The 17526-nt window shown below is 75.8% G+C and carries 17 protein-coding genes and 1 riboswitch; of the genes, 14 read left to right on the forward strand and 3 right to left on the reverse strand.

Translation table 11 applies throughout. The features are described 5' to 3' along the window. The 3 genes from GJV82_RS17715 to GJV82_RS17725 all read left to right on the forward strand — a co-directional run. Window positions 1–847, forward strand: an 847-nt coding sequence (locus tag GJV82_RS17715) for an SDR family oxidoreductase (protein WP_155100144.1), incomplete at its 5' end; no start/stop codon positions are given. A gap of 108 nt (window positions 848–955) precedes the next feature. Next, window positions 956–1053, forward strand: a riboswitch (TPP riboswitch). 4 nt (window positions 1054–1057) lie between these two features. Beyond that, window positions 1058–1969 carry a bifunctional hydroxymethylpyrimidine kinase/phosphomethylpyrimidine kinase gene (gene thiD, locus GJV82_RS17720; RefSeq protein ID WP_318657800.1) on the forward strand — a complete coding sequence of 304 codons (912 nt, stop codon included), beginning with the start codon at window positions 1058–1060 and terminating at the stop codon, window positions 1967–1969. A gap of 59 nt (window positions 1970–2028) precedes the next feature. Beyond that, window positions 2029–2850, forward strand: a complete 822-nt coding sequence (locus tag GJV82_RS17725) for a hypothetical protein (RefSeq protein WP_155100146.1) — start codon at window positions 2029–2031, stop codon at window positions 2848–2850. A 12-nt stretch (window positions 2851–2862) separates the two neighbouring features. On the opposite strand, the gene GJV82_RS17730 is transcribed toward GJV82_RS17725, so the two are convergent. The 3 genes from GJV82_RS17730 to GJV82_RS17740 are packed head-to-tail and all read right to left on the reverse strand — an operon-like array spanning window position 2863 to window position 5191. Next, on the reverse strand, window positions 2863–3858 hold the full coding sequence (locus GJV82_RS17730) for a DUF4862 family protein (protein WP_155100147.1): 996 nt from the start codon (window positions 3856–3858) through the stop codon (window positions 2863–2865). 50 nt (window positions 3859–3908) lie between these two features. Further along, window positions 3909–4190, reverse strand: coding sequence for a hypothetical protein (locus tag GJV82_RS17735; protein ID WP_115942431.1), 282 nt, complete (start codon window positions 4188–4190; stop codon window positions 3909–3911). Continuing rightward, window positions 4187–5191, reverse strand: a complete 1005-nt coding sequence (locus GJV82_RS17740; protein WP_155100148.1) for a quinone oxidoreductase family protein — start codon at window positions 5189–5191, stop codon at window positions 4187–4189. Before GJV82_RS17740 ends, GJV82_RS17735 begins: the two co-directional genes overlap by 4 nt. Before the next feature lie 192 nt (window positions 5192–5383). Here GJV82_RS17740 and argC point away from each other — a divergent pair, with 192 nt between their 5' ends. The 11 genes from argC to tyrS all read left to right on the forward strand — a co-directional run bounded on the left by argC (window position 5384) and on the right by tyrS (window position 17093). After that, window positions 5384–6472: an N-acetyl-gamma-glutamyl-phosphate reductase gene (argC, locus tag GJV82_RS17745; protein WP_155100149.1), complete on the forward strand. Its 1089-nt coding sequence runs from the start codon at window positions 5384–5386 to the stop codon at window positions 6470–6472. Beyond that, window positions 6469–7680: a bifunctional glutamate N-acetyltransferase/amino-acid acetyltransferase ArgJ gene (gene argJ / locus GJV82_RS17750; RefSeq protein ID WP_318657801.1), complete on the forward strand. Its 1212-nt coding sequence runs from the start codon at window positions 6469–6471 to the stop codon at window positions 7678–7680. The genes argC and argJ overlap by 4 nt, the downstream gene beginning before the upstream one ends. Beyond that, a complete protein-coding gene (gene argB, locus GJV82_RS17755; RefSeq protein WP_024840677.1) occupies window positions 7677–8651 on the forward strand; it encodes an acetylglutamate kinase in 975 nt (324 codons plus the stop codon). Before argJ ends, argB begins: the two co-directional genes overlap by 4 nt. 107 nt (window positions 8652–8758) lie before the next feature. Then, on the forward strand, window positions 8759–9997 hold the full coding sequence (locus tag GJV82_RS17760) for an acetylornithine transaminase (protein ID WP_155100153.1): 1239 nt from the start codon (window positions 8759–8761) through the stop codon (window positions 9995–9997). Next, window positions 9997–10932, forward strand: coding sequence for an ornithine carbamoyltransferase (gene argF / locus GJV82_RS17765; protein ID WP_115942436.1), 936 nt, complete (start codon window positions 9997–9999; stop codon window positions 10930–10932). Before GJV82_RS17760 ends, argF begins: the two co-directional genes overlap by 1 nt. Beyond that, the gene (locus tag GJV82_RS17770; RefSeq protein ID WP_024840680.1) at window positions 10929–11450 is read left to right on the forward strand and encodes an arginine repressor; all 522 of its coding nucleotides are present in this window, start codon (window positions 10929–10931) and stop codon (window positions 11448–11450) included. Before argF ends, GJV82_RS17770 begins: the two co-directional genes overlap by 4 nt. A gap of 61 nt (window positions 11451–11511) precedes the next feature. Further along, window positions 11512–12741 (forward strand): argininosuccinate synthase, encoded by a 1230-nt coding sequence (locus tag GJV82_RS17775; RefSeq protein ID WP_155100150.1) that lies wholly within the window; start codon window positions 11512–11514, stop codon window positions 12739–12741. Window positions 12742–12815: 74 nt separating this feature from the next. Then, complete coding sequence (argH, locus tag GJV82_RS17780) at window positions 12816–14213, forward strand: argininosuccinate lyase (RefSeq protein ID WP_034604379.1); 1398 nt, start codon at window positions 12816–12818, stop codon at window positions 14211–14213. 24 nt (window positions 14214–14237) lie between these two features. Continuing rightward, window positions 14238–14882, forward strand: coding sequence for a uridine kinase family protein (locus tag GJV82_RS17785; RefSeq protein WP_155100151.1), 645 nt, complete (start codon window positions 14238–14240; stop codon window positions 14880–14882). Window positions 14883–14967: 85 nt separating this feature from the next. Further along, window positions 14968–15660, forward strand: coding sequence for a DNA-3-methyladenine glycosylase (locus GJV82_RS17790; RefSeq protein ID WP_115943627.1), 693 nt, complete (start codon window positions 14968–14970; stop codon window positions 15658–15660). Window positions 15661–15833: 173 nt separating this feature from the next. Then, the gene (gene tyrS / locus GJV82_RS17795) at window positions 15834–17093 is read left to right on the forward strand and encodes a tyrosine--tRNA ligase (RefSeq protein ID WP_115942438.1); all 1260 of its coding nucleotides are present in this window, start codon (window positions 15834–15836) and stop codon (window positions 17091–17093) included. Window positions 17094–17526 lie beyond the last annotated feature (433 nt).

Below are 17526 nucleotides of genomic sequence, written 5' to 3' on the forward strand. Positions count from 1 at the left end.
GACCGCGCTCGTCACGGGCGCGTCCCGGGGCATCGGCCGCGCGATCGCGGTCGGGCTCGCCGCGGCCGGCCTCGACGTCGCGCTCCTCGCGCGCGACGCCGACCGTCTCGCCGGGGTGGCGGCGGAGATCGCCGCGCTCGGCGAGCGGGACGACGCAGCGGGTCGCGCCGCCGTCGTGACGGCGGACGTCACGGACGCCGGCGCGGTCGCCGCCGCGGTGCGCGCGGCGGAGGACGCCCTCGGCGGCGTCGACCTCCTCGTCAACAACGCGGGCCGCGTCGACGCCGAGGTGCCGCTGTGGGAGGCGGACCCCGACGAGTGGTGGGCGATCGTCGAGACGAACGTCCGCGGGCCGTTCCTCCTCGCGCGTGCGGTCGTGCCGGGCATGCTCGCCCGGGGCGGGGGGCGCGTCGTCGACCTCAACAGCGGCGCCGGCTCGCACGACATGGACGGCGCGAGCGCGTACAACGCGAGCAAGACGGCGCTCCTACGGATCGGCGCGAACCTGCACCGGTCCGGGTTCGACCGCGGCCTGCGCACGTTCGAGGTCTCGCCGGGCGTGGTGCAGACCGACATGACCGCGTCGATGACCATGCACGAGGGCCGCACCGAGTGGACGCCCGTGGAGCGCACGGTCGAGATGGTCGTCGCGATCGCGGCGGGCGAGCTCGACGCGTTCTCCGGCGCGTTCGTGCGCGTCACGCACGACTCGCCGCAGTCGCTGCGGGCGGCGCTCGTGGCGGGGGAGCGCGACGGGCGCGCGGTCCCCGGCCAGGACGGGCGGCGCCTGCGCGTCACGCGCTGGGGCGACGACGACCCGATGCCGGGCGCGCTCCCGGCGCGCTGAGGGGCGCGACAGCACGAGGTGGACGGAGCCCGTCCCGGCGACGCCGGGGCGGGCTCCGCCGCGTCGCGGACGGCCTGCCGGGGCCGGCGCGCGGCGTCGTAGGATGCGGTGACCGACACGGGGTGCCCCGCGCACGCGGGGCTGAGATCACACCCGTCGAACCTGCTCTGGCTCGTACCAGCGAAGGGATGTCCGCCGATGCCGCTCACCGTGCCCTCCGTCACCCCCGCCGTCGCGCCCGGACCCGGGAGCGCGACCTCCGACGACGCGCCCTCGCGCCCGCGCGTGCTCTCGGTCGCCGGGACGGACCCGACCGGCGGGGCGGGCATCCAGGCCGACCTCAAGGCGTTCTGCGCGCACGGCGCGTACGGCATGGCCGTCACGACGGCGCTCGTCGCGCAGAACACGCACGGCGTCCGGTCGGTGCACGTGCCCGGCCCGGGGTTCCTGCGCGAGCAGCTCGACGCCGTCTCCGACGACGTGCACGTCGACGCGGTGAAGATCGGCATGGTCGCCGACGCGGCGAACGGTCGCACGATCGCGGCGTGGCTGGACGCGCTCGTCGCCGAGCGGGCACGCACGGGCGCGCCGCGGCCCTGGGTCGTGCTCGACCCGGTCATGGTCGCGACGTCGGGCCACCGGCTGCTGGACGAGGGCGCCGAGGACGCGGTGCGCGACCTCGCGACGCGCGCGGACGTCGTCACGCCCAACCTGCCCGAGCTCGGGGTGCTGTCCCGCCGCCCCGCCGCCACGACCTGGGACGACGCGCTCGCGCAGGCGGCCGCGTACGCGCGGGCGAGCGGCGCCGGCGTGCTGCTCAAGGGCGGGCACCTCACGGGCGGCGCCTCGCCCGACGCGCTCGTCGTCCCGGTCGCGGACGACGTGCGCGTGACGACGTTCGACGCCGAGCGCGTCGACACCCCGCACACGCACGGCACCGGGTGCTCCCTCTCCGCGGCGCTCGCGGCCCTGCGCCCGCGCCGCGCGAGCTGGGAGGACGCGGCGCGCGACGCGAAGGCGTGGCTCACGGGCGCCCTGCGCGCGGGTGCGGCGCTGCGCGTCGGGAGCGGGCGCGGTCCCGTGGACCACCTGCACGCCGTGGCCACGCCCGTCGGCGTCTAGCACCGCCGGGCGGCTCGCGACGGTGGCGCGCCGGGCGAGCCGGTGCTACACCGTCCTCCATGACGAACGACCTCGGTGCTCCGGCCCCGTCGCGCGGCCGCCTGCTCGCCGCGCGCGCCGTCGCCGTCGTGGCGGCGCTGTTCTGGGGCGTCCTCTTCTTCGGCCTCGTCGACCTCGCGACCGTCGTGCTGCAGGACGAGCGGTTCGCCCGGCACTACCTTCTGGAGGCGGGCTGGGGCCTGCTCTACACGGGCCTCGTCATGCTCCCGCTCCTCGTGTGGGCCGTCCGACCGCGCGCGACGGTGCTGCTGCAGGGGGTGCTCGTGACGGGGGCCGCCGTCGCGCTCGCCGGGCTCGCGGCGGGCGCGTTCGGGCAGCTCCTGCCCGCGCTCGGGCTCGCGGCGTCGGCGCTCGTCCCCGCCGCCCTCGCGCGGCAGGACCTGCGCCCCGCGCGCGTCACGGCACGGGCGGTGCACCCCGCGCTCGCCGGGCTCGCGCTCGTGGGCGTGGGCGGTGCGGTCGCCTACGCGGTCGCCGTGCTGCGTGCGGCCGCGGCGGGCGAGCCCGACGACGAGACGTGGGGTCTCCAGCACCTGCCGATGCAGGCCGGGCTGGCGCTCGCGCTCGCGGGCTGCGCGCTCGCCGTCACCGTCGCGCGCGCGGGCGGCACGACGCGGTGGCGCGCCGGGGTGGTGCCGCCCGCGCTCGTGGCCGTGTCCCTCGGCGCGTGCTCGGTGCTCTACCCGGAGCACCTCGCGAGCCTCGGGACGGTGGGCGGGGTCGCGTGCGTGGCCTGGGGTGCCGCGCTCGGCGCGTGCGGCGTCCTGGTCCCTGACGCGCGCGTGCTGGGCCGCGACGCGCCAGCGACCCCGCGCCGCTGATACCGGCAGGCGTCACACCCCCTGGGGGACCTCCCGGACACCCGCCGACCAGGCGGGCTCGACGTCGGCGAGCGCGGCGTGCACGACCGCGACGGTCGCGCGCGCGACCGCGAGGCGCTGCGCGGGGGACGCGTCGAGCGGGCGGGTCGTGACCTTGGCCCCGACGACGGGGACCGGGCCGCACGCCGCGAGGAACGCCCGCACCTCGTCGGGCCCGAGCATCGACTCGTCGGGGCCGGGCAGCGCCGGGTCGGGGCCGTGCGGCGGCACGTGCGCGTCGTCCCACGGCCCGCCCCAGCGGCCCGCCACCCCCGCGGCCCCCGAGAGCATCGCGCTCGCGAGCAGCCCGGCGCCCGCCGCGGCGCGCGCGTGCTCGACGGGCGTGGCGGCGCCGCGGCCCTCGATCGCGGAGCGTCCCCAGTTGAGCCCGACGTGCAGCGGGTGGCCCGTCGCCCGCGCCGCGCGGCCGACGGCCTCGATCTCGTCCTCGAGCGGGAGGAAGCCCTTCTCGGCGACGCCCCACGGGCGGGGAGCGTCGCAGTGCTCGACGACGAGCGGGAGCCCGGCGGGCGCGACGGCGGCGAGCTCGACGAGGCTGCGCTCGAGCGCGGTGGCCGAGCCGGTGCCCGGACCGGGAGCCGACTGGAGCTCGACCGCGACGACCCGGCGGCCGTCGTCGGCGAGGCGCCGGGCCGCGTCGAGCACGCGCGCGACGCCCTCGACCGCCTCGCGGCGACCGGCCTCGTCGTCGGACGCGAGGCCGTAGGACCGGTCCGCGGTGGCGCGTCGCGCCGTCGCCGCGACCGTCGTCGGCATGAGGGACCAGCGCGCGGGGAGGGCGGCTGCCACGGTCGCGAGGGCTGCGACGTCGTCCGGGTCGACGGGGTGCTCGATCCCGTCGAGCCCGTCGTCGTCGAGCGCGGCGTACCAGCCGCCCGGGTCCGGGACGCCCGCGAGGGCGTAGGCCCCCAGGAGCACGTGCGGGCGGGGGTGCGGCGTTCCAGGCATGGGTCCTCGTCGTGGGTCGTGGGTCGTGGGTCGGTCGGTGGGGTGCGCGGTCAGGCGCGCGCGACGTCCTCGTCGGCGGTCGCGTGCTCGCAGTCGTAGCCCGGTGGGAGCCAGCGCCAGGTCGCGTGGACGTCGCGCGCCTCGACGCCCGCCGGGCGGTCGGCGACGCACGCGTCCGCCTGCTGCCGCACCGCGACCGTCAGGTAGTACGCGACGAGCACCCCGGTGAGCAGCACGACGAGCACGGTGACGGTGCGCCGCAGCGCGGGGGAGGGACCGCCGTCGGACCCGTCCTCCTCGCCCGGGCGCGCGGGCACCCAGTCCCAGCTCACGCCGTCGTCGGCGCGGAGCCGGGCAGGAGCAGCACCTTGCCGGTCGTCGCGCGGCTCTCGAGCGCGCGGTGCGCGTCGGCGGCCTCGGCGAGGGGGAAGGTGGCCCCCACGCGCACGTGCAGCGTGCCGCCCGCGACGGCGCCGAGCACCTCGGTCGCGCGCTCGACGAGCTCGGCGCGGGTCGCGGTGTGGTCCGACAGCTTGGGCCGCGTGAGGAAGAGCGACCCTCCGGCGTTGAGGCGCTGCGGGTCGAACGGGGGCACCTGCCCGGAGGAGCCGCCGTAGAGGACGAGCGTGCCGCGGCGGCGCAGCGACGCGAGCGACGCGTCGAACGTGTCCTTGCCGACGGAGTCGTACACCGCCGCGACGCCCTCGCCGCCCGTGAGCCCGCGCACGACCTCGGGCAGCTCGGCGGTGAGGTCCGCGAACGCGGTGTACTGGATCACGTGCTCCGCCCCGGCGCCGCGCGACAGCTCGGCCTTCTCGGGGGTCGACACCGTCGAGATCACGTGCGCGCCCCGCGCGACGAGCATCTGGGTGAGGAGCAGGCCGACGCCGCCCGCGCCCGCGTGCACGAGCACGCGGTCGCCCGGGCGCACCGGGTAGGACGACGTGCACAGGTAGTGCGCGGTGAGGCCCTGGAGCGCGACGGCGGTCGCGTCCTCGAGCGGCACGGCGTCCGGCACGTGCAGCGCCTGCTCGGCGTCCACGAGGACGAGGTCCGCGTACGACCCGGGCGCCTCGGTCCACACGACGCGGTCCCCGACGGCGAACCCCTCGACGCCCTCGCCGACCTCGGCGACGACGCCCGCGCCCTCGCTCCCGACGACGTGCGGGTACTCCATCGGGTACACGCCCGCGCGCTTGTACGTGTCGATGAAGTTCACGCCGGCCACCGCCGACCGGACGAGGACCTGGCCCGGGCCCGGCGTGGGGTCGGGCAGCTCGGTGTACTCGAGGACCTCGGGGCCGCCCGCCGTGCGGGCCACGATCGCGTGCATGGGCTCAGCCTAGGGTCGTGCGGGGGTCATGGGGTACCCGCCCTTCTGTCGCACGAGATCGGCACGCCGTGCCTGGATCGGCAGTCCGGGCTGCCGATCCCACGCGGGGCTGCCGATCTCCTGCGTGGCTGCCGATCTCGTCTCGACGCGCCGACCCGGAACGCCGTTGCATAACTATGTATAGTTCTGCATATGACGATCAGAGTCGCGGTCGCGGGTGCGTCCGGGTACGCGGGCGGGGAGACGCTCCGCCTGCTCGCCGGCCACCCCGAGGTGGAGATCGGCGCCGTCACGGCGCACAGCAACGCCGGGACGCCCCTCGGGGCGCACCAGCCGCACCTGCGATCCCTCGCCGACCGCGTGCTCGTGCCGACGAGCGTCGAGCACCTCGTGGGGCACGACGTCGTCGTCCTCGCGCTCCCGCACGGCGCGTCGGGCGAGATCGCGGCGCAGCTCCCGGACGACGTCCTCGTCCTCGACCTCGGCGCCGACCACCGGCTCGCGTCGGCGGCGGACTGGGAGGCGTTCTACGGGTCCGAGCACGCCGGGACGTGGCCGTACGGCCTGCCGGAGCTGCTGCTCACCCACGAGCCCGGCGCGGCCGCGACGGAGACGAAGCAGCGCGAGCGCCTCGCGGGCGTGCGCCGCATCGCCGTGCCCGGCTGCAACGTCACCGCGGTCACGCTCGGCATCCAGCCCGGCGTCGCGGCCGGCCTCGTCGAGGCCCGCGACCTCGTCGCGGTGCTCGCCAACGGGTACTCCGGCGCGGGCAGGTCGCTCAAGCCGCACCTGCTCGCGTCCGAGGCGCTCGGGTCGGCCCAGCCCTACGCCGTGGGCGGCACGCACCGGCACATCCCCGAGATCGCGCAGAACCTGCGCGCCGCGGGCGCCCCCGACGTGAGCATCTCCTTCACCCCGACCCTCGTGCCGATGTCCCGCGGCATCCTCGCCACGGTCACCGCGCGCCTCGCCGACGACGCCGCGCGCCTCGACCCCGCGGCGCTCGACGCGCGCGTGCGCCAGGCGTGGGAGGACGCGTACGCGGGCGAGCCGTTCGTGCGCGTGCTGCCCGCGGGCCAGTGGCCGACGACCGCGATGACCCTCGGCGCGAACACCGCGCTCGTCCAGGTCGCCGTCGACCACGCGGCGGGCCGCGTCGTCACCGTCACCGCGATCGACAACCTCGTCAAGGGCACCGCGGGCGCCGCGGTGCAGTCCATGAACATCGCGCTCGGCCTGCCGCAGACGGCGGGCCTCACGACCGAGGGGGTCGCCCCGTGACCGTCACCACCCCGCAGGGGTTCCGCGCCGCCGGCGTCGCGGCCGGGCTCAAGTCCACGGGCGCGAAGGACGTCGCGCTCGTCGTCAACGACGGGCCGCTCGACGTCGCGGCCGCCGTGCTCACGAGCAACCGCGTGTTCGCGGCACCCGTCGCGTGGACGCGCCAGGCGGTGAGCGACGGTCGCGCGACGGCGGTCGTGCTCAACTCGGGCGGCGCCAACGCGTGCACCGGGCCGGAGGGGTTCGCCGACACGCACCGCACCGCCGAGCACGTGGCCGACGTGCTCGCGACGTCCGCGGGCGACGTGCTCGTGTGCTCGACGGGCCTCATCGGCGTGCGCCTGCCCATGGACCGGCTCCTCGCCGGGGTCGACGCCGCCGCGGCGGCGCTCACGGACCCGGCCGCCACGGTCGACGGCGGCGGCGACGCCGCGCTCGCGATCATGACGACGGACACCGTGCCGAAGACGGTCTCCGTGGTCCGCGAGGTCACGGACGCCACCGCGACCGACGGCGCCGCGACGTGGTCCGTGGGCGGCATGGCCAAGGGCGCGGGGATGCTCGCGCCGGGCCTCGCGACCATGCTGTGCGTGCTCACGACGGACGCCGTCGTGGACGCCGCGACGGCCGACGCCGCGCTGCGCGCCGCGACCCGCACCACGTTCGACCGGGTCGACTCCGACGGCTGCATGTCGACGAACGACACCGTGATCCTGCTCGCCTCGGGCGCGTCCGGGGTCGAGGTCGGGCTCGACGCGCTCACCGACGCCGTCACCGAGGCGTGCGCGTCCCTCGCGCGCCAGCTCGTGGCCGACGCCGAGGGCGCGAGCCACGACGTCGCCGTCACGGTCGTCAACGCGTCGAGCGAGGACGCGGCCGTCGCGGTGGCGCGCGCCGTGACCCGGTCGAACCTGTTCAAGACCGCGATCTTCGGCAACGACCCGAACTGGGGCCGCATCGTGTCCGCCGTCGGGACCGTCCCCGAGGACGTCGCCCCGTTCGACCCGCTCCTGCTCGACGTGACGGTCAACGACGTCCAGGTCTGTCGGGCCGGGGGAGTCGGCGAGCCGCGCGAGCTCGTCGACCTCGCGGCCGAGCGGGAGGTGCGCGTCGAGATCGACCTGCACGCCGGCTCCGCGACCGCGACCGTCTGGACCAACGACCTCACGCACGACTACGTCCACGAGAACAGCGCGTACTCCTCATGAGCGACCCGACCACCCCCACGCCCCACCCGGACGACGCCGCGTTCGACACGCGCACCGACCTGCGCCCCGAGCAGAAGGCCGAGGTGCTCGTCGAGGCCCTGCCGTGGCTCCAGGAGTTCGCCGGTGCGCTCGTCGTCGTCAAGTACGGCGGCAACGCCATGGTCGACGACGCGCTCAAGGCGGCGTTCGCGCAGGACATGGTGTTCCTGCGCCGCGTCGGCCTGCGGCCGGTCGTCGTGCACGGCGGCGGCCCCCAGATCTCCGCGATGCTCGACCGGCTCGGCATCGAGTCGGAGTTCCGCGGGGGGCTGCGCGTCACGACGCCCGAGGCGATGGACGTCGTGCGCATGGTGCTCACGGGCCAGGTGTCGCGCGAGCTCGTCGGCCTCATCAACGCGCACGGCCCGTACGCCGTCGGGCTCTCGGGCGAGGACGGCGGCCTCCTGCAGGCCCAGCGCCGGCACGCGACCGTGGACGGCGAGCCCGTCGACGTCGGGCTCGTCGGCGACGTCGTCGAGGTGCACCCGGCCGCGGTCCAGGACCTGCTCGACGCCGGCCGCATCCCCGTCGTCTCGACGATCGCGCCCGACCTCGACGACCCGACGCAGGTGCTCAACGTCAACGCCGACACCGCCGCCGCGGCGCTCGCGGTCGCGCTCGGCGCGAAGAAGCTCGTGGTGCTGACCGACGTCGAGGGCCTGTACACGTCGTGGCCGGACCGGGGCTCGCTCGTCGCGCAGATCTCCCGCTCCGAGCTCGCGGCGCTCCTGCCGTCGCTCTCGGCGGGCATGGTCCCCAAGATGGAGGCGTGCCTGCGCGCCGTCGAGGGCGGTGTGCCGGCGGCCACCGTGATCGACGGCCGCGTGCCGCACTCGACCCTGCTCGAGGTCTTCACGACCCAGGGCAACGGGACGATGGTCGTCCCCGACGCCGCGCCCGCGGCGACCCCGACCGCCGGAGGCGCCGCGTGACCGAGCCCACGACCGGCGGGACGCCCGCCACGACCCCCGCCCAGGACGTCGCCGCGCCGGCCGACGGCTCCGTCGCGCAGTGGACGGACCGGTACACCCACGCGGTCATGGACACGTTCGGCCCGCCGCAGCGCGTCCTCGTGCGCGGCGAGGGCGCGTACGTGTGGGACGCCGACGGGAAGCGGTACCTCGACCTCCTTGCGGGCATCGCGGTGAACGCGCTCGGCCACGCGCACCCGACGCTCACGGCCGCGATCTCGGCCCAGCTCGGCACGCTCGGCCACGTCTCGAACTTCTTCGGCACCCCGACGCAGATCGCGCTCGCCGAGCGCCTGCTCGCGCTCGCCGAGGCACCCGAGGGCTCGCGCGTGTTCTTCACGAACTCGGGCACGGAGGCCAACGAGGCGGCGTTCAAGATGACGCGCCGTACGGGACGCACGCGCGTCCTCGCGCTCCAGGGCGGCTTCCACGGGCGGACCATGGGGGCGCTCGCGCTGACGTCGAAGGCCGCGTACCGCGAGCCGTTCGAGCCGCTCCCGGGCGGGGTCGAGTTCGTCGCGTTCGACGACGTCGCCGCGCTCGAGGAGGCGTTCTCGCCCGCGGCCGTGGCCGAGCGCGGCGAGGTCGCCGCGCTCGTCGTCGAGCCCGTGCAGGGCGAGGCGGGCGTGCGCGGCCTCTCGCCGGGCTACCTCGTCGCCGCGCGCGACCTCACCGCCCGGCACGGCGCGCTGCTCGTGCTCGACGAGGTGCAGACCGGCGTCGGGCGCACCGGCTCGTGGTTCGCGTACCAGCAGCCCGAGGTCGGCGGTGGGATCGTGCCCGACGTCGTCACGCTCGCCAAGGGCCTCGGCGGCGGCTTCCCTGTGGGCGCGGTGATCGCGTACGGCGAGCGCGCCGCGACGCTGCTCGGCCGGGGCCAGCACGGCACGACGTTCGGCGGCAACCCCGTCGCCGCCGCGGCCGCCCTCGCGACGCTCGGCGTGATCGAGCGCGACGGCCTGCTCGACAACGTCCGCACGGTCGGCGCGCTCCTGCGCGAGCGGATCGCGGGCGCGGGCAACCCACTCGTCGCGGGCGTGCGCGGCCGCGGGCTCCTGCTCGCGGTGCAGCTCGCGCGGCCCGTCGCGGCCGACGTCGCGCGCGCGGCGCTGGACGCGGGACTCGTCGTCAACGCCGTCGCGCCCGACGCGATCCGCCTCGCACCGCCGCTTGTCCTCACGCCCGAGCAGGCGCGCGACGTCGTCGCGTTCTTCGCGACGGTGCGCGTCCCCGGGAGCGAGGACGCCACGGGCGCCCCGGCGACCGACCCCACGACCCCCGCCACCCCGACGACGAGGAGCTCCTGATGGCCCCCCGGCACTTCCTGCGCGACGACGACCTCACGCCCGCCGAGCAGCGTCAGGTCCTCGAGATCGGCCTCGCGTTCCGCGACGACCGCACGTTCCGCCAGCCCCTCGCGGGCCCGCAGGGCGTGGCCGTGCTGTTCGACAAGCCCACGCTGCGCACCCAGCTGTCGTTCGCGACGGGCATCGCCGAGCTCGGCGGCTTCCCGGTCGTCGTGGACGGCCGCCTCGCCCAGGTGGGGGTGCGCGAGTCCGTCGCGGACGTCACGCGCGTGCTCGACCGGCAGGCGTCGGCGATCGTGTGGCGCACGTTCGGCCAGGACCGCATCGAGGAGATGGCGTCGATCAGCCGCGTGCCCGTCGTCAACGCCCTCACCGACGACTTCCACCCGTGCCAGATCCTCGCGGACCTGCTGACGATCGCCCAGCTGCGCGGCGGCACGGGGGCCCTCGCGGGCCAGACGCTCGCCTACGTCGGCGACGGCGCGAACAACATGGCGCACTCCTACCTGCTCGGCGGCGCGACCGCGGGGCTGCACGTGCGCGTCGGGACCCCGGAGGGCTACCCGCCGGACGAGCGGGTCCTCGCCGACGCCGAGCGGGTCGCCGCCGAGACCGGCGGGTCGGTGCTCGTCACGGCCGACCCGGTCGAGGCGGTCGCGGGCGCCGACGTCGTGGCCACCGACACGTGGGTGTCGATGGGCGACGAGGACGAGGCCGAGCTGCGTGCCCGGCCGTTCGTGCCGTACCAGGTGAACGACGCGCTCCTCGCGCACGCGAAGGACGACGCGATCGTGCTGCACTGCCTGCCCGCCTACCGCGGCAAGGAGATCACCGCCGAGGTCATCGACGGCCCGCGCTCCGCCGTCTGGGACGAGGCGGAGAACCGTCTGCACGCGCAGAAGGCGCTGCTCACGTTCCTCCTGGAGCGGTCGTGACCGAGGCCCGCACCGCGACGACGAAGACGGCGCGCCACGCGCGCATCGCCGAGATCGTGCGCCGCACGGAGATCCACTCGCAGGCCGAGCTCGCGCGCGAGCTCGAGCGCGAGGGCCTGTCCGTGACGCAGGCGACGCTGTCGCGCGACCTCATCGAGCTGCGCGCCGAGAAGGTCCGCGGCGCGTCGGGCGCCCTCGTCTACGCGCTGCCGGGGGAGGGCGGCGACCGCAGCGTGCAGACCGCGGAGTCGCCGGAGTACCTCGCGGCCCGGCTCGCCCGCCTGTGCTCGGAGATGCTCGTCTCCGCGGAGGCGTCCGCGAACCTCGTCGTGCTGCGGACCCCGCCGGGCGCGGCCAACTACCTCGCGTCGGCGATCGACCACTCGGTGCTGCCGGGCGTGCTCGGGAGCATCGCGGGCGACGACACGATCCTCGTCATCGCGCGCGACCCCGACGGCGGCGCCGATCTCGCGCGCCGCTTCCTCGACCTCTCCGGACCGGTCGGGCCGGGCGCGTGACCCGGGCGCGCGACTGCCACACTGGACACCGACCCACCCGCACGCCAGAGAGAGATCCGTCATGACTGAACGCGTCGTGCTCGCCTACTCGGGCGGGCTGGACACGTCCGTCGCCATCGGCTGGATCGCCGAGGCCACGGGCGCCGAGGTCGTCGCCGTCGCGGTCGACGTCGGCCAGGGCGGGGAGGACCTCGAGGTCATCCGGCAGCGCGCCCTCGACTGCGGCGCCGTCGAGGCGCACGTCGCGGACGCGCGCGACGAGTTCGCGACCGAGTACTGCATGCCCGCGCTGCGCGCGAACGGCCTCTACCTCGACCGGTACCCGCTCGTCTCGGCGCTCTCGCGCCCGGTCATCGTCAAGCACCTCGTGCGCGCGGCCCGCCGGTTCGGCGCGACGACCGTCGCGCACGGCTGCACCGGCAAGGGCAACGACCAGGTGCGCTTCGAGGTCGCGACGACGTCGCTCGCACCCGACCTGAGGACGATCGCGCCGGTGCGCGACCTCGCGCTCACGCGCGAGAAGGCCATCGAGTACGCCGAGCGGCACGCGCTGCCCATCGCGACGACGAAGCACAACCCGTTCTCGATCGACCAGAACGTGTGGGGCCGTGCGGTCGAGACGGGCTTCCTCGAGGACATCTGGAACGCGCCGACCAAGGACGTCTACCACTACACCGACGACCCGACGTTCCCGCCCGTCGCCGACGAGGTCGTCGTCACGTTCGAGCAGGGCGTCCCCGTCGCGCTCGACGGCGTCGCCGTGACCCCGCTCCAGGCGGTCCAGGAGATGAACCGCCGCGCGGGCGCCCAGGGCGTCGGCCGGATCGACATCGTCGAGGACCGCCTCGTCGGCATCAAGTCGCGCGAGGTCTACGAGGCGCCGGGCGCGATCGCGCTCATCACGGCCCACCAGGAGCTGGAGAACGTCACGCTCGAGCGCGAGCAGGCCCGCTTCAAGCGCGGCGTCGAGCAACGCTGGTCCGAGCTCGTCTACGACGGCATGTGGTTCAGCCCGCTCAAGCGGTCGCTCGACGTGTTCGTCGACGACACCCAGCGCTACGTGTCCGGCGACGTGCGCCTCGTGCTGCACGGCGGCCGGGCGACCGTGACGGGCCGCCGCTCGGAGACGAGCCTGTACGACTTCAACCTGGCGACGTACGACGAGGGCGACTCGTTCGACCAGTCGCAGGCCAAGGGATTCATCGAGATCTACGGTCTCACCGCGAAGCTCGCCGCCGCGCGCGACGAGAAGTTCGGCAACGGTGCGGACCTCGGGGCAGGAGCACAGTGAGCACGCACGACGACCAGCACGGCACGGACACCCCCGCGGACGCCGCGGCCGGCGAGGGGACGGCGCCCGCGCGCGTGAGCCTGTGGGGCGGCCGGTTCGCCGGCGGCCCCGCGGACGCGCTCGCGGCGCTGAGCAAGAGCACGCACTTCGACTGGCGCCTCGCGGGCCAGGACGTCGCGGGGTCGAAGGCCCACGCGAAGGTCCTGCACGCCGCAGGCCTGCTCGACGACGACGAGCTCGAGGGCATGCTCGCCGCGCTCGAACGGCTGCGCGAGGACGTCGCGTCGGGCGCGTTCGTCGCGGCCGACGACGACGAGGACGTGCACACCGCGCTCGAGCGCGGGCTCATCGAGCGGGCCGGGCCCGAGCTCGGCGGCAAGCTGCGCGCGGGCCGCTCGCGCAACGACCAGATCGCGACGCTCACGCGCATGTACCTGCGCGACGAGGCGCGCACGATCGCGCGACTCGTGCTCGACGTCGTCGACGCGCTGATCGAGCAGGCCGCCGCGCACCCGGGCGCCGCGATGCCGGGGCGCACGCACCTGCAGCACGCGCAGCCGGTGCTCCTCGCGCACCACCTCCTCGCGCACGCGTGGCCGCTGCTGCGCGACGTCGACCGGTTCATCGACTGGGACGTGCGCGCCGCGCGCTCGCCCTACGGGTCGGGGGCGCTCGCGGGCTCCTCGCTGGGGCTGGACCCGGCGGCGGTCGCCGCCGAGCTCGGGTTCGACGGGCCGGTCGAGAACTCGATCGACGGCACCGCGTCGCGCGACGTCGTGGCCGAGTTCGCGTTCGTCGCGGCGATGCTGGGCGTCGACCTGTCACGTCTCGCGGAGGAGGTCATCCTCTGGGCGACGAAGGAGTTCGGGTTCGTCCGCCTGCACGACTCCTACTCCACGGGGTCGAGCATCATGCCGCAGAAGAAGAACCCCGACGTCGCCGAGCTCGCGCGCGGAAAGGCGGGCCGCCTCATCGGCGACCTGGCGGGCCTGCTCGCGACGCTCAAGGGCCTGCCGCTCGCGTACAACCGCGACCTCCAGGAGGACAAGGAGCCGGTGTTCGACCAGGTCGACACGCTCGAGGTGCTCCTGCCCGCGTTCTCGGGCATGGTCGCGACGCTCGAGTTCGACACCGAGCGCATGGCGTCGCTCGCGCCGCAGGGGTTCTCGCTCGCGACGGACGTCGCCGAGTGGCTCGTGCGCGAGGGCGTGCCGTTCCGCGTCGCGCACGAGGTCGCCGGCGCGTGCGTGCGCGTGTGCGAGGAGCGCGGCATCGAGCTCTGGGACCTCTCGGACGACGACCTCGCGGGCATCTCCGAGCACCTCACGCCGGGTGTGCGCGACGTGCTGAGCGTCGAGGGCTCGCTCGCGTCGCGCGACGCCGTGGGCGGCACGGCGCCGGTGCGCGTCGCCGAGCAGCTGGAGGCGGCGAAGGAGCGCTCGGCCGAGTACCGCTTCTGGGCCCAGGGCTGACGCGGCCCGGGCCGGGGTGAGCGCATGAGCGTCGGTCCCGACGTCCTCGCGGACCTCGTGCGCCGCGTGCGCGCCGCCGTCCCGCGTCTCGGCGGGCCGCCGTCACGGCCCGGCCACCACCCGGGCGAGCCGGCCGCGCCGGGCGCCGGGCCGTCGTCGGGCACGCGGCTCGTCGTCGTGGACGGTCCGGCCGGCTCCGGCAAGACGACGCTCGCCGCCCAGCTCGGCGACGCGCTGCCCGCGCAGGTGCTCCACATGGACGACCTGTACGAGGGCTGGCGCGGTCTCGAGCCCGCGTGGGGACGTCTCGACGAGTGGGTCCTCGCGCCGCTCGCCGCGGGCCGCGCCGGGCGGTACCGGCGCTTCGACTGGGCTCTCGACCGATTCGCCGAGTGGCACGACGTGCCGCCCGCGCCCTACCTCGTGGTCGAGGGCTGCGGGGCCGGCCGGCGCGAGGCCGACGCCGTCGCGGCGCTGCGCGTGTGGGTCGAGGCACCCGACGACGTGCGGCTGCGCCGCGGGCTCGAGCGCGACGGCGAGGACCAGCGCGCGCACTGGCTCGCCTGGATGCGCGACGAGCGCAAGCACTACGCGCGCCACGCCTCGCGCGAGCGCGCCGACGTCGTGCTCGACGGCTGGGGGAACGTCGTCCGGGCCGCGCCGCGGTGACGCCGGCCCCGGGGCCCGGCGACCGCCCGGCCCCGCCGGGCGTCCGCGCGGGGGCGTACATTGCCCAGGACGGAAGGTGGTGCGGATGACGACGGACGCCCTGACGGGGACGGGCCCCGAGGACGCGCGCGTCCTCGGGCCGTGGGACGTGCCGGCGCGCGGCTGGTTCGCGCGGGACGTGCACGACGTCGCGCGCGACCTGCTCGGCTCGCTGCTCACGCGTCGCAGCGACGCGGGCGACGTCACGCTGCGGATCACCGAGGTCGAGGCGTACGACGGCGAGCAGGACCCGGGCTCCCACGCCTTCCGCGGGCGCACGGAGCGCAACCGCGCGATGTTCGGCGAACCGGGTCGGCTCTACGTGTACCGGCACCTCGGCCTGCACCACTGCGTCAACGTGGTGTGCGGCCCGGTCGGGCGCGCGTCCGCCGTCCTGCTGCGGGCGGGCGAGGTGACCGACGGCGTCGGGCTCGCCCGCGCACGACGGACGGCGTCCGGCCGGTGCGACTCCGACCGCCAGATCGCGCGCGGTCCCGCGCGCCTCGCCGTGGCCCTCGACCTCGACCTGCGCCAGTACGGCGCCGACCTCACCGACCCCGAGGGCGAGCTCGTCCTGCACCGGCCGTCGAGCGGCTCGTTCCGGCCCGCGGTCGCCTCGGGGCCGCGCGTCGGCGTCTCCGGGGTCGGGGGAGACGGCGACCGCTACCCGTGGCGCTACTGGCTCGCCGGCGACCCGACGGTCTCGGCGTACCGCCGTGTGAGCGCGCGGGCGCGCTGAGCGCGCACGGGGCCCGCGGAGCGCGGGGGTCCGCGGGGTGTCGGCGGCCCCGGGGGCGCCCGCGTCGTGGGCGGTGGCCGGACGCGGTCGCGCGGCACGGCAGACTAGGACCCGCGGGCCGTACGGGCCGCACGGACCGTGCCCCGGCCGGGGCACTCGACGAAGGAGCAGAAGTGAGCGACGTTCTCGACGAGCTGCAATGGCGAGGCCTGGTGGCGCAGTCCACCGACGAGGCCGCGCTGCGCGCCGCGCTGGCCGAGGGCCCGATCACGTACTACTGCGGCTTCGACCCGACCGCGCCGAGCCTGCACCACGGCCACCTGGTCCAGCTCATCCTGCTGCGCCACCTCCAGCTCGCGGGGCACCGCCCCATCGCCCTCGTGGGCGGCGCGACGGGCATGATCGGCGACCCGCGCCAGTCCGGCGAGCGCGTGCTCAACTCCAAGGAGACCGTCGCGGAGTGGACCGAGCGCCTCAAGGGCCAGGTCTCGCGGTTCCTCGACTTCGAGGGGGAGAACGCCGCGCGCGTCGTCAACAACCTCGACTGGATCTCGGGCCTGTCGGCGATCGACTTCCTGCGCGACGTCGGCAAGCACTACCGCCTGGGCACGATGCTCGCGAAGGACACGGTCGCGCGCCGCCTCCACTCGGAGGAGGGCATCAGCTTCACCGAGTTCAGCTACCAGATCCTCCAGGGCATCGACTTCCACGAGCTCTACCGCCGGCACGGGGTCACGCTCCAGACCGGCGGCAACGACCAGTGGGGCAACCTGCTCTCGGGCGTCGACCTGATCCGCAAGACGGAGGGCGCCTCCGTCCACGTCATGACGACGCCGCTCATCACGAAGGCGGACGGCACCAAGTTCGGCAAGACCGAGGGCGGCGCCGTGTGGCTCGACCCGGACATGATGAGCCCGTACGCGTTCTACCAGTTCTGGCTCAACGCCGCGGACGACGACGTGGTGCGCTTCCTGAGGATCTTCACCTTCCGCACGCGCGAGGAGATCGCCGAGCTCGAGGCCGCCGTGCGCGAGCGGCCGGGCGCGCGCGAGGCCCAGCGGGCGCTCGCGGCCGACGTCACGACACTCGTCCACGGCGCCGCCGCGACGGAGGCCGTGATCGCGGCGAGCCAGGCGCTGTTCGGGCGCGGCGAGCTCGCCGCGCTCGACGAGCGGACCCTGGGTGCGGCGGTCGCCGAGCTCCCGCGCACCGCGGCGGCGGTGGGCGACCTCGTGGTCGACCTGTTCGCGTCGTCGGGTCTGGTGGCGTCGAAGGCGGCCGCGCGCCGTGCTGTCGCGGAAGGAGGCGCGTACGTGAACAACACCAAGGTCGCGAGCGACGACGCCGTCCTCTCCGCCGCCGACCTGCTGCACGGGCGCTACGCGCTCCTGCGCCGGGGGAAGAAGACCCTCGGCGTGGCGGTCGCCGGCTAACCAGGTCGGGTCGTCGTCCCGCGGCGGGCGATCATCACCGGAGGAGGGGCCGGACCGCGTCGAGCGGCCCGGCCCCTTCGCGCGTCGTCGCGGCCGTGCGTCCGCGCTCCTCGCACGCGTGGGGCCGCGTCCCTGCGGGCCTCTCGGTCGCGGCACGGAGCCGATTTGGCACGGCCGCGGACCGCGTGTAGTGTTCTCGACGTTCGCCCGGCAGGGAGGAACGGACACGGGTCTCGATCGCACGAGACGGTGGCTGGTCCCCCGGGCGTTCCCCCTTCGAGGAACAGCACGGAGCTTCGCGCGCCGTGCCGGTCCATGAAGGCTGCCTGTTCCACGGCCCTTTCCGCTCGGATCACCGAGTTGGAGCGGACACCAAGGATCTGGTAGATTGGAGAAGTTGCCCCAAGCGAGGTTCTGCCCGGTCGGGTGGTGC

Source organism: Cellulosimicrobium composti (genome assembly GCF_009711085.1).
Classification (GTDB): Bacteria; Actinomycetota; Actinomycetes; order Actinomycetales; family Cellulomonadaceae; genus Cellulosimicrobium; species Cellulosimicrobium composti.

Excerpts from the sequence above, each read along its gene's own strand:
- argC (WP_155100149.1), top strand. The coding sequence starts at position 5,384 with ATGACGATCAGAGTCGCGGTCGCGGGTGCGTCCGGGTACGCGGGCGGG.
- GJV82_RS17775 (WP_155100150.1), top strand. The coding sequence starts at position 11,512 with ATGACTGAACGCGTCGTGCTCGCCTACTCGGGCGGGCTGGACACGTCC.
- GJV82_RS17725 (WP_155100146.1), top strand. The coding sequence starts at position 2,029 with ATGACGAACGACCTCGGTGCTCCGGCCCCGTCGCGCGGCCGCCTGCTC.
- argB (WP_024840677.1), top strand. The coding sequence starts at position 7,677 with ATGAGCGACCCGACCACCCCCACGCCCCACCCGGACGACGCCGCGTTC.
- GJV82_RS17740 (WP_155100148.1), bottom strand. The coding sequence starts at position 5,191 with ATGCACGCGATCGTGGCCCGCACGGCGGGCGGCCCCGAGGTCCTCGAG.
- argF (WP_115942436.1), top strand. The coding sequence starts at position 9,997 with ATGGCCCCCCGGCACTTCCTGCGCGACGACGACCTCACGCCCGCCGAG.
- GJV82_RS17785 (WP_155100151.1), top strand. The coding sequence starts at position 14,238 with ATGAGCGTCGGTCCCGACGTCCTCGCGGACCTCGTGCGCCGCGTGCGC.
- GJV82_RS17790 (WP_115943627.1), top strand. The coding sequence starts at position 14,968 with ATGACGACGGACGCCCTGACGGGGACGGGCCCCGAGGACGCGCGCGTC.
- GJV82_RS17730 (WP_155100147.1), bottom strand. The coding sequence starts at position 3,858 with ATGCCTGGAACGCCGCACCCCCGCCCGCACGTGCTCCTGGGGGCCTAC.
- GJV82_RS17760 (WP_155100153.1), top strand. The coding sequence starts at position 8,759 with ATGGACACGTTCGGCCCGCCGCAGCGCGTCCTCGTGCGCGGCGAGGGC.